Here is a 10641-nt window from a genome sequence, read left to right as displayed (position 1 = left end):
GGACGCCCACTCCCCCTCGGAGTCCCGGACGAAGCCCCACGACGGCTCCCCTGACACCTACCGAGCCAGGCCGCGAACGCCCACTCCCCCTCGGAGTCCCGGACGAAGCCCCACGACGGCTCCCCTGACACCTACCGAGCCAGGCCGCGAACGCCCACTCCCCCTCGGAGTCCAGGACGAAGCCCCATGACGGCTCCCCTGACACCTACCGAGCCGGGCCGCGGGCGTCCGCTTTCTCTCGGGGTCCGGGGCGGAGCCCCGTGGCGGTGGCTCTTTTGTCTACCGAGTCGGGTGGGCGGGTGGGAAAGAATCGGCGGAGCCACCGGCAGGTCACGGCGTCGACGAGTTGTGCGTCTCCTGCGGCGGAGCCGAGTCGTCGCCCGAGGACGCCAGCCACGCGCCGACACCGACCGCCGCCGCCACCGCGACCCCCGCCACCGCGAACGTCACCCTCCGCCGGCGCGCCGCCACCCGGTGCCGCGCCGACCCCGGCCGCGGCGCACCCGACGCCCGCGGCGCCCGCGCCGTGCCGCGGGCGCCGCCAGACAGCTCGTCGGGGCCCGGCACGAGCATCGACGTGTGTGTGTCCCGGTTGGAGTCCGGCTTCGCCCCCGGCACCAGGGAGACGGCCCCCCGGCGCCGTACCCGCTGCTCCTCCGCGGCCGGAGCGGCGGCCGTCGCCGACTCCTCGGCCTCCTCCGGCGTCTCCGTCTCCGGTTCGTCGACGTCCAGCGGCGGCATCCCCGCCAGCATCGGCAGCTGCTCCCGCAGCCGTGCGGCCAGCTCGGAGGCCCGCAGCCGGGACGCCGGCGCCTTCGCCAGGCACTGGACGAGCAGCTGCCAGAGTTCCTCGGGGATGCCGGGGAGCGGGACGACGGTCTCCGTGACGTGGCGGCGGAGCACCGCGCCGGGATGGCCGCCGCCGAACGGGGTGAAGCCCGCGAGGAGCTCGTACAGGACCGTCGCGAGCGCGTAGATGTCCACCGAGGCGCGCGGCGGCAGGCCCTCAACGATCTCCGGGGCCAGGTAGTCCGGCGTACCGATGATCTTCGTGGCGCGCGTCCGCTTCGGGGAGTCGATGAGCTTCGCGACGCCGAAGTCCGTCAGCAGGGCGGGGTGGGAGCCGCCGGGGCCCAGCGGGCCCTGCATGTCGAGGAGGACGTTCTCCGGCTTCACGTCGCGGTGGACGACGCCCGCCGCGTGTGCCGCCGCCAGCCCGTCCGCGACGTCCGCGGCGATCGCGACGGCCGCCTCGGGCGCGAGCCGCCGCTCCCGGTCCAGGCGGGTGCGCAGATCCGTGCCCCGGACCAGGTCCATGACGAGGGCGAGGTCGTTGCCGTCGACGACGAGGTCACGGACGGACACCACGTGCGGGTGGTCGAGACCCAGCAGTGCCGTGCGCTCCTGCACGAAGCGGCCCACCAGCTCCTCGTCGGACGCGAGGTCCTCGCGCAGCAGCTTGATGGCGACGGGCCCCTCGGGCCCCTCGCCCAGCCACACCGTGCCGGCGCTGCCCCGCCCCAGGATCTGGTTGGCGGTGTACCGGCTGCCGATCTTCCGTGCCAAGGCTGCTCCTACAGACGCGTGTTGCCGACAAAAGTACGCGTCCGACGAGCCAACCTTCACCACGGAGGCGGAAATCACCCGCCAGGTGTCGACAAATCCCCAGAGTCGCGGTCAGCTTCCGGAGCCGTTGCCCAGGTCTCCGATGAAGTTGCCGACCGCCTTCGTCCAGTCCTTGAGCTGGCTCCAGTAGCCCTCGCCCTGCCCGACCCACGTGTGCACCGGGGTCAGGTCCCAGATCAGCCAGCCGGCGACGAACAGGATGACGACCAGGAACAGGCAGCCCTTGAGGCAGCCGAGCCCGGGGATCCGCATCGGGTTGGCGCTGCGCTGCCGCGGCTCGCGCGGGGCCCGCTGCTGCGGCTCGGCGGGGGGCGGCGCATAGCGCTGCTGGGGCTGCTGCGGCGGGGCGTACTGCTGCTGCGGCCGGCCGCCCCCGTACCCGGCGGGCTGCTGCCCGTAGCCGGCGGGCTGCTGTCCGTACCCGCCCTGTCCGCCCTGCTGCCCGCCCTGCCCGCGCGGCTGCGGCCGGCGGACCGGCTGCTGCTGCGGGGCCTGGCGCGGCTGCTGCTGCGGCCGGGCCACCTGGCGCTGAGGGCGGCGGCGCAGCGGGTCCTCGCCCGGGTCCAGGTACTGGACCTGGGTCTGCTCGTTGCGGTCGCGGGCCGCGCGGAGCTGGGTCTGCCAGGGGTGCGGCTGCTCGGGCTGCTGCTGGCCGGACTGCCCAGGCTGACCGGGCTGCCCCTGGGGCATCGGCGGCATGACGGCCGTCGGATCGGCGGCGCCGGTGTTCGGCAGCACGGCGGTCGGGTCGGCGGCGCCGAACGGCCCCGGCTGGCCGGTGTGCGGCAGGACGCTGGTCGCGGCGTTCGGGTCGTACGCGCCCATCGGCGTGCCCGTGTTCGGCAGCACCTGGGTCGGGTCGGCCGCGCCCGGCACGGCGGCCGGCGCCGGGTCGGGGGCGAGCAGCGCGCCGACGCCCTCGGCCGCCGCGATCTGCGCGGAGTTCGCGTGCACGCCCACGCCCTCGGCGACGACCCGCAGGCCGCGCGCGAGGTTCTCGGCGCTCGGGCGCTCGTCGGGGTTCTTGCGCAGGCAGCGTTCTATGACCGTCCACAGCGGGTCGGGGACGGTGGAGGGGCGGCGGGGCTCGGCGCTGAGGTGCTGGTGGAGGACTTCCAGGGCGCTGCCGCCGGAGAACGGCGGGCGGCCGGTGACCAGCTCGTACAGCAGGATGCCGGCGCCGTAGATGTCGACGGCGGAGGTCTGCGGGCGGCCCTCGGCGGACTCCGGGGCGACGTAGGCGGGCGTGCCGACGAACTCGTGGGTGCGGGTCAGGCCCGGGGAGTCGGCGAGGCGGGCGATGCCGAAGTCGGTCAGCATCGGGTGCATCTGGCCGTTGTACTGCGCGAGCAGCACGTTGGCGGGCTTCAGGTCGCGGTGCACCACGCCGTCGGCGTGGCTGGCGGCGAGCGCGTCGGCGACCTGGGCGGTGAGCAGGGCGGCGGCGACGGGCGTGAAGGGGCCGCTCTCGCGCAGGTAGCGGTGCAGGTCGGGGCCGTCGACGAGGTCCATGACCAGAGCGAGGAGGTCACCCTCCACCACGAGGTCCCGGACCCGGACGATGTTGGGGTGGGTGAGCCGGAGCAGGACCGAGCGCTCCCGCAGGAAGCGCATCACGATGTCGGGGTCGCTCGCGAGCTCTTCCTTGAGGACCTTGATCGCGACGGTCTCGCCAGGCTGGCCGGGCACGGCCGCCTCGGCGCCCGCGGTCTCCCGCTGGCGGGCACGCCAGACGGTCCCGGTGGCGCCGCGTCCCAGCGGCTCCTCCAGGAGGTACTTGCTGCCTACCGGCCGCACGTCATGCGCTCCCTGCTGCTTGCTGAATGTCTCCGACCCATGTGTCCGACCCACTGTAGTGCCGTGGTGCCCGGGACCGGGCTGTCGTCGGGCTGTGCTTTCCCGCTCCCCGGTAGGGAGCCGATAAGCGTCCCGACGTATCCCCATACGTTGGCGTTCCGGCCTGCGTTCGATGGAAAGACGCTGGCTTCGGTCCGCTGGTTGCCGGGCTCGGACGTGACCGATCTCAAGTGATCGTCCGCGCGTTATTGGTCAGGCACTTTTGGGGGCAGAGCTGACCAATCAAGATCACTTACCATCGGGGCGTGGGCGCGTTGTCAGTGGCAGGTGCGAGGATGCGTTTGACAGCAGAACTGGCCGACGTGCTCGTGGTGGTGGGGGGAATTCCGCGCCCGCGCAGAAGGGACCGCTGACGGCGATGCAGATCCGGCTGACCGTCGTAGACCCGCTGGGCCCTGCCGCGCAGCGGGGCCGGGCCGTGAGCCGCGACGTGCTGGTGACGGCGCCCTCGGGCACGGACCTGGCCGCGGTGGCGTCGGGGCTGGCCTCGGCGGTCACCGGGGACGGCAGCCTGGGCGGCCGCGAGCCGAGCGGCGCCCCGGTCGTGCTGTACGCCGGGACGGAGCGGCTGGACGCCCGCCGCCGCATCCTGGGCGAGCCCCCGCTGGTCGACGGCGCCGTGCTGTCCCTGGGCGCGCCCGCGGCCCCCGAGCCGCACCCCGAGCTGGACGACGCCCCGACCCAGCTGCACGTGATCGCCGGCCCGGACGCGGGCGGGGTCCACCTCCTGCACGGCGGCCAGATCACCATCGGCCGCTCCGCCGACGCCGACGTCCCGCTCGACGACCCGGACGTCTCCCGGCTGCACTGCGCGGTCACGGTCGCCGCCGACGGCCGGGTCTCGGTCGCCGACCTGCACTCCACCAACGGCACGGCCCTGGACGGCACCCGCGTCACCGACCGCCCGGTCCGCCTCACCCCCGGCTCGCTCCTGCGCATCGGGGAATCGGCCCTGCGGCTTACGCCGTCCGGGGGGCCGGGGGCCCGGGTGGGCACGGCACCCGACGGAGAGGGGTGCGTGCGGGTGCTGACGGGCGGCGAGGGGACCGACGGCGCCGGTTCCGCCGCCGTCGGGGGCGGTCCGGACGCACCGGCCGGCCGCACCCATCACGCCTACGGCACGGCGGGCTGGGGAGCCGCGGGCGGGGCCGCCGGGAGCCCGGAGCAGGGTCCGGCGCAGCCACCGGTCGTACCGGCGCAGGGGGACGCACCGAGGATCGAGAGCCGGGGCGGGCAGCCGGCCGCCGGCCGTGGCGACGGACCGCCGTGGACCGGGCGGGCAGGCGGATCCCCAGCCGGGGAGGGCGGGCACGGGGGCGGGTTCCCGTCACCGGCGGGGCAGCGGCCCGAGCCGCCGTCGGCCGCCCGCGAGTACGGCGGCGACCGGCACGGACACCCGTCGGCCGGGAACCGCGGCACACTGCCGGGCCCGCGCGGCGCCGTCCCCTCCCACGGTTCCGAGGCCGCGTACGGCGCCGGCGCGCCCCACGGATCAGGACCCGCGTACGGCCCCGACGCGGTGCAGGGCGCCCGCACCGCATCCGGCACCGCGCCCGGAGCCGCCGTCAGGCACGGGTCGGGCGACACGCACGCCGGCCGATCCGGCGTGCTCGGCGATCGCCCGGCCCCCTCCAAAAGTGCCGGAGGCGTCGGAAGCGGCCGGAGTTCCACGGGCGCGGGACCCACCGCCCCCCGCCCTGCGGCCCCCGGCCCGGCCCCCGACGACGACGGCGCCCTCGCCCACGACCCCGCCGATGCCCCCGCGCCCTCCGGCAGGCGCAAAGGCACCCCCCTCCGTGGTACCGATGCCCCCGCCCTGCCCGGCGCCCGCAGGCGCGGCGGGCTCGGGGCGTGGGCGCGGCGGCTGGCCGGCGGGCGCGGTGAGCCCCCGTCGGCCGCCGACGACGAGACCCCGACGGCCGACGGCGGCACCGCGTCCGCCGGTGTCCCCGTCCAGCCGGAGACCTGGCCCGACCCCGCCGCCCTGCTGCTGACCGCGCTCGGCCCCGGCCCCCGCCTCTGGGAGCGCGGCCCCGGCCACCCCGAGGCGCTCACGGTCCGGCTCGGCACGGCGGACCGCCCGACGCCCGACGGCTCGGGCCTGCTTCCCGCCGTCCCGGTCACCGCGGACCTGCGCGAGGCCGGCGCCCTCGGCCTGGCCGGTCCGCGCACCCGCCTGGCGGGCCTCGCCCGCGCGGTCCTGGCCCAGCTCGCCGCGCTGCACTCGCCCGACCTGCTGGAGATCGTCCTGATCAGCGCGGACCGGGCCCGCCCCCTGGAGGAGCGCACGGCCGAGTGGTCGTGGCTCGGCTGGCTGCCGCACGTCCGCCCGGGACACGGCCAGGACTGCCGCCTGCTGCTGGCCTACGACCGCGAACAGGCGGCGGCCCGCGTGGAGGAACTGCTGCGGCGGACGGAGGAGCTGTCCGGCCCCCGCCGACCGGCCACCCCGTCCGACCGCCCCGCACCCGCGCCGGTCCCCGCCCCGGCCCGTACGGAAGCGGACGCCGCATCCCCCGAAGCCGCCAGGGGCCCGTCCTGGGCCCGCCACGACCTCGGCTCCGACGACGGCAAGGGCGGCTTCCCGGGCCCGTACACGGTCGTCGTCGTGGACGGCGATCCCGGTGGCTCCGCCCTGCGCGACGCGGTGGCGCGGCTGACCGTCGCCGGACCGCGTGCCGGCGTGCATGTCGTCTGCCTCGCGGAGACGGCCCCCACCTCGTCCACCTCCCCGGTCGACCAGACCTACGAGGAGGCGTGCGCGGTGACGCCGACGTTCCGGGAGTGCGGGGCGGTGGCCCTGCTGAGCGGCGACGTGGCGACGGCGCTGCACCTCATGCGGGTCTCCGCCGGCGGCCGCACCGGCCACGCCGGTCCGGCCGGTCCGGTCGGCCCCGGGACCCTGGCCGCGGTGGACGCGGTCTCTCCCGCCTGGGCCGAGCGGTTCGCGAGGGCGCTGGCCCCGCTGCGCCCCGACGGCCCCGGCGCCGACCGGCAGACGCGCATGGCCGCCCCGCTTCCCCAGTCCGCCCGGCTGCTGGACGAGTTGGGGCTGGCGAGGGCCACCCCGGCCTCGCTGATGGCCCGCTGGGCGGACGCGGCCGACGACACCGAGTCGCTGGGCGGCCGGGCCCGGGCGGTGCTCGGCGCCGGGCCGCGCGGCCCGCTCACCGCCGACCTGGTGGCCGAGGGGCCGCATCTGCTGATCGAGGGGCCGCCCGGCAGCGGCCGTACGGAGCTGCTGCGGGCGGTGGTCGCCTCGCTGGCCGCCGCCGAGCGCCCCGACCGGCTCGGGATCGTCCTCATCGACGGCCGTGACGGCGTCGGCGCGGGCGCCGGGCACGGCGAGGGACTTCGGGTCTGTACGGACATACCGCACGTCACGACCCACCTGACCGCCAACGACCCGGTGCGCATGCGGGAGTTGGCGCAGTCGCTGAGCGCGGAGCTGAAGCGGCGGGCCGAGTTGCTGGGCCGTTCCGACTTCGCCGACTGGCACGCGCAGCGGGAGATCTCCGGCCGTATCGTCCCGCAGCGCGCCCGCCCCGGCGCCTCGGGCGCCGCCGACATAGAGGCCCCGCCGACTTCGACGCTCCGCCTGCGCCCGGGGGCCGGTGCCGCGGCCCGTGGGCGTACGGAGGCGCCGCCGCCCCCGCTGCCCCGTCTCGTGGTCGTGGTCGACGATCTGGACGCCCTGGTCTCCCCCGCGCTGGGTTCGCCGGGCCGCCCGGCCGCCGGTTCCGTGATGCGGGCGCTGGAGGCGGTGGCGAAGGAGGGCCAGCGGCTCGGCGTCCACCTGGTGGCGGCGGCCGGCACCGGCGGCCGTACTGCGGAGACGGAACCGGCCCGGCAGGCCACCCTGCGCATCGCCCTGGACACCCCGGCCGGCGGACCCGACGAACCGGCGCCGGGCCGTGGCCGTCTGACCACACCGGACGGCCGCACCACGGCGTTCCAGACGGGCCGTGTCACGGGCCGTATCCCCCGCACGGCGACCCAGCGCCCCACGGTGGTCGCCCTCGACTGGCACCGCATGGGCGACCCCCCGGCCCGCCGCCCGATCCGCGAACTGGGCAACGGCCCGACCGACCTGGCCCTGCTGGCGAGCGCCGTGGAGAGGGCGGCGAAGGAGGTCTCGGCGGCGGAGGTTCCCTCACTGCTGTGAGGGAGGGGAACCTCTTTCGGGCCGTCCGGCCGTCCACCGGCTCGCCGATCACAACGCGATCACGATCCCCGGCGCTGACCTGTCGGCCTACTTGCCGCGTACGCGGCCCCCGCGTAGACCGGAGCGCACGGGACAGAGTTCTGACGTTCAACGAGGAACGACGAACGGGGAAGTGATGCGCGTCATGAGCAACACCATCCGGACACACAGGGCCCTCGCCACACTCGCCGCCCTGCTCGCGGGATCCCTCGCGCTCACCGCGTGCGGGGGCAGCGACAAGAAGTCCGACGGCGACACCGGCACCGGCGCCACCGAGAACAGCACCCTCAGCCTTCCGAAGCTCAATGGCACCACCCTCGAAGTGGCCGCCGTGTGGACGGGACAGGAGCAGAAGAACTTCAAGCAGGTGCTCGCGGAGTTCGAGAAGCGCACCGGCGCGAAGGTCACCTTCGTGCCCGCCCAGGACCCGATCATCAACTTCCTGGGATCGAAGATCGCGGGCGGCCAGCCGCCGGACATCGCGTTGCTGCCCCAGCCCGGTGCGATCAAGCAGGCCGTGCAGAAGGGCTGGGCGAAGCCGCTGAGCGCGGACACGGTCGGGGAAGTGCAGAAGAACTACTCGCAGGGCTGGCAGGACATCGGCAAGGTCGGCGGGAAGCAGTACGGCGTCTACTACAAGGCCGCCAACAAGTCGCTGATCTGGTACAACGCGAAGGTCTTCGAGAACGCGGGCGCCAAGGAGCCCAAGACCTGGCAGGACCTGCTGACGACGGCACAGGCGGTGTACGACTCGGGCGTCACGCCGTTCTCGGTCGGCGGCGCCGACGGCTGGACGCTGACCGACTGGTTCGAGAACGTCTACCTCTCCCAGGCGGGCCCGGAGAAGTACGACCAGCTCGCCCAGCACAAGATCAAGTGGACCGACCCGTCGGTGAAGCAGGCGCTGACCACGCTCGCCCAGGTCTGGGGCAAGAAGGGGTACGTCGCGGGCAACGCGTCCGGCGCGCTGCAGACGGAGTTCCCGGCCTCGGTGACGCAGACCTTCACCGGCGGCGACCAGCCGAAGGCGGCCATGGTGTACGAGGGCGACTTCGTGCAGGTCAACATCGGCGAGACCAAGGCGAAGGTGGGCACGGACGCCAAGGTGTTCCCGTTCCCGGCGGTCGGCTCCACGGCCCCCGTGGTCTCCGGCGGGGACGCGGCGGTCGTCTTCAAGGATTCCAAGGGCGCCCAGGCGCTGGCGAAGTTCCTGGCCTCCCCGGACGCGGCGACGATCCAGGCGAAGCTCGGCGGCTACCTCTCGCCGAACAAGAGCGTGCCGAACTCTGCCTATCCGAACGAGGTGCAGCGCACGATCGCCAAGTCCCTGATCGCCTCCGGTGACGACTTCCGCTTCGACATGTCCGACCAGGCTCCGCAGGCGTTCGGCGGCACCCCGGGCAAGGGCGAGTGGAAGGACCTCCAGGACTTCCTGCAGAACCCCACGGACGTCGCGGGCACCCAGGCGAAGCTGGAGAAGGACGCGGCGGCCGCCTACGGCAGCGGAAGCTGACCCGGCGATGGCCGCACCCTCGACCACGGCCCCCGCTCCACCGGGCCGTCGCAGGAGCGTGACCGGAACCCGCAGGAGCGTGGCGGTTCTCTTCCTCCTCCCCGCCCTGGTGCTGCTCGGCGCGCTCGTGGTCTACCCGATCGGGTACTCGCTGATCCGCAGCTTCTACAACGCGAACGGGGACGGTTTCGCGGGCTTCGACAACTACAAGGCGATCTTCACGGACGACGGCATCCGCACCGCCCTGAAGAACAACGTCATCTGGGTGGTGTTCGCGCCGACGGTCTCCACGGCCCTCGGCCTGATCTTCGCGGTGCTGACCGAACGGGTGCGCTGGGGCACGGCGTTCAAGCTGGTCGTCTTCATGCCGATGGCGATCTCGATGCTGGCCGCCGGGATCATCTTCCGCCTCGTCTACGACCAGGATCCGGACAAGGGGGTCGCCAACGCGGTCTGGGTGGGCATCCACGACACCTTCGCCCAGTCCTCCGCGTTCCCGAACGCCCACCCGGGCCGCGAGTCGCCCCTCGAACCGGACCAGGGCGGCTTCATCACCACGGCCACCGTCCACACCGGCCAGACCGTCACCCTCCCGCTCGTCGGCGTCGCTCCCGACCAGATGCCCGACGGCGCCAGGAAGGCCGTGGCGGCGAAGCCCGACCCGGGGAAGATCACCGGCACCACCTGGCAGGACTTCACCCGCGGCAAGGGCGTCGGCAGGCTGGGCGCCCCCGACCCGTCCGAACTCGGCTACGCCGGGATGCGCGTCGAGGCGGTGAAGAACGGCAAGGTGGTGGCGTCGACGAAGGCCGCCGCCGACGGCACCTTCACCCTGCCCGCAGCCGCCGACGGCGCCCAGCTGCGGCTGCCCGCGAGCAACTTCAAACAGCCCTACAACGGCGTCGACTGGCTCGGCCCGACCCTCGTCACACCGGCCATCATCGGGTCGTACGTGTGGATGTGGGCCGGCTTCGCGATGGTGCTGATCGCGGCCGGGCTGGCGGGTGTGCCACGGGAGCTCCTGGAGGCGGCGCGGGTCGACGGGGCGACCGAGTGGCAGGTGTTCCGCAAGGTCACCGTGCCGCTGCTCGCACCGGTCCTCGCGGTGGTCACCGTCACCCTGATGATCAACGTGCTGAAGGTCTTCGACCTCGTGTACATCATCGCGCCGGGCTCCTCGCAGGACGACGCGAACGTGCTCGCCCTGGAGCTGTACCGCAAGGGCTTCTCGGAGGGCCAGCCCGGCATCGCGAGCGCGATCGCGGTGTTCCTGCTGCTCCTCGTCATCCCGGTGATGTGGTTCAACGTGCGTCGGCTGCGGCGGGAGGAGCGGCGATGAGCGTGCACCGCCTGTATTTCGGCTGGGGGTCCGGGGGCCCGCGGCGGCAGCCGCTTTTGTCTGCGTCCCCGGGATGGCGCAGTAACGTGCGTCGGCTGCGGC

5 protein-coding genes are annotated in these 10641 nt (G+C 74.6%); 3 read left to right on the top strand and 2 right to left on the bottom strand.

The window, feature by feature from the left end; all coding sequences use genetic code 11:
* Positions 1-330 precede the first annotated feature (330 nt).
* Together JF597_RS40565 and JF597_RS40560 are read right to left on the bottom strand one after the other, a co-directional pair.
* A complete protein-coding gene (locus tag JF597_RS40565; RefSeq protein ID WP_294008560.1) occupies positions 331-1566 on the bottom strand; it encodes a serine/threonine-protein kinase in 1236 nt (411 codons plus the stop codon).
* Positions 1567-1677: 111 nt separating this feature from the next.
* The gene (locus JF597_RS40560; protein WP_294008559.1) at positions 1678-3423 is read right to left on the bottom strand and encodes a serine/threonine-protein kinase; all 1746 of its coding nucleotides are present in this window, start codon (positions 3421-3423) and stop codon (positions 1678-1680) included.
* 418 nt (positions 3424-3841) lie between these two features.
* On the opposite strand from JF597_RS40560, the gene JF597_RS40555 reads away from it, so the two are divergent.
* The 3 genes from JF597_RS40555 (at position 3842) to JF597_RS40545 (ending at position 10539) form a co-directional block, all read left to right on the top strand.
* Positions 3842-7648, top strand: coding sequence for an FHA domain-containing protein (locus JF597_RS40555; protein WP_294008558.1), 3807 nt, complete (start codon positions 3842-3844; stop codon positions 7646-7648).
* 175 nt (positions 7649-7823) lie between these two features.
* A complete protein-coding gene (locus JF597_RS40550; RefSeq protein WP_294008557.1) occupies positions 7824-9200 on the top strand; it encodes an ABC transporter substrate-binding protein in 1377 nt (458 codons plus the stop codon).
* Between the two features lie 7 nt (positions 9201-9207).
* Positions 9208-10539 carry a carbohydrate ABC transporter permease gene (locus tag JF597_RS40545; RefSeq protein ID WP_294008556.1) on the top strand — a complete coding sequence of 444 codons (1332 nt, stop codon included), beginning with the start codon at positions 9208-9210 and terminating at the stop codon, positions 10537-10539.
* The last annotated feature ends 102 nt before the right edge of the window (positions 10540-10641 follow it).

Origin of the sequence: Streptomyces sp. (assembly GCF_019510245.1) — a bacterium.
Lineage (GTDB): Bacteria > Actinomycetota > Actinomycetes > Streptomycetales > Streptomycetaceae > Streptomyces.
The sequence above is the reverse complement of the archived record's forward strand: the minus strand, read 5'-3'. Positions and strand labels throughout refer to the sequence as shown.

What these genes read in the sequence shown, in the direction of transcription:
- JF597_RS40545 (WP_294008556.1), top strand. Translation starts at nt 9,208, where the DNA reads ATGGCCGCACCCTCGACCACGGCCCCCGCTCCACCGGGCCGTCGCAGG.
- JF597_RS40550 (WP_294008557.1), top strand. Translation starts at nt 7,824, where the DNA reads ATGCGCGTCATGAGCAACACCATCCGGACACACAGGGCCCTCGCCACA.
- JF597_RS40555 (WP_294008558.1), top strand. Translation starts at nt 3,842, where the DNA reads ATGCAGATCCGGCTGACCGTCGTAGACCCGCTGGGCCCTGCCGCGCAG.